The organism is Xenorhabdus bovienii, from assembly GCF_024721015.1.
In the GTDB taxonomy this organism is placed as follows: domain Bacteria; phylum Pseudomonadota; class Gammaproteobacteria; order Enterobacterales; family Enterobacteriaceae; genus Xenorhabdus; species Xenorhabdus bovienii.
In genome coordinates this window covers 1-661 of the sequence record NZ_JANAIF010000287.1, presented here as the reverse complement: position 1 = coordinate 661, position 661 = coordinate 1, and the positions used below count along the sequence as shown (strand labels likewise).

1 protein-coding gene is annotated in these 661 nt (G+C 55.7%); it reads right to left on the bottom strand.

The annotated features are described in order from the left end of the window. On the bottom strand, positions 1 to 661 hold a 661-nt coding region (locus tag NXS07_RS20615), incomplete at both ends, for a DNA cytosine methyltransferase (RefSeq protein ID WP_258087587.1).

The following is a 661-nucleotide window of genomic DNA, read 5'->3' as shown; positions in this document are numbered from 1 at the left end:
GGGTTTAGCCCTGAGTCCCAGTGACTACCGATAACAGCGCGGCTTCCAGCATTTCCGGCAACTGCTTTCCCCGCCGTTCTGCGCGGTTCAGAATGCCGGCGCACGCCGCCTGGCTCAAAAAGTACCGTGGCGGGACAAAAGCCGTTTCGAGCACTTGCGACAACAAACACACGTCGGCGTCGTTGGGCCACTCCGAAATATTGAGCGTCCAGCACTCGCCAGGCGACAGTTCTTTGTGATCCAGACACATAACCCGCGTTTGTCCATTTCTTCCCTGATGGCTGCAACGGCTCATCTTCTCCGGCAAGTCCTGCAAGAAAGCAGCCAAAGGCATTGTCTTTGCTGGACAGAACGCCGGGGACATTTTCCCAGACGATAATACTGGGCTGTTCGCCGTTTGCTGCTCTGACTGAATCAATGACATTTGCCAACTCCACGAATGATAAGGTTAATTGTCCCCGTTCATCGCCCAGCCCGTTACGCAGGCCTGCAATGCTGAACGCCTGACAGGGTGTCCCGCCGACCAGAATATCCGGCGCATCGGCCTGATTTTCGGCAATCATGGCGGGAATTCGGGTCATATCCCCCAGATTTCTGACATACGGCCAGTGGTATTGCAGTACCGCACCGGGGAATTTCTCGATTTCACTGAACCACGCCG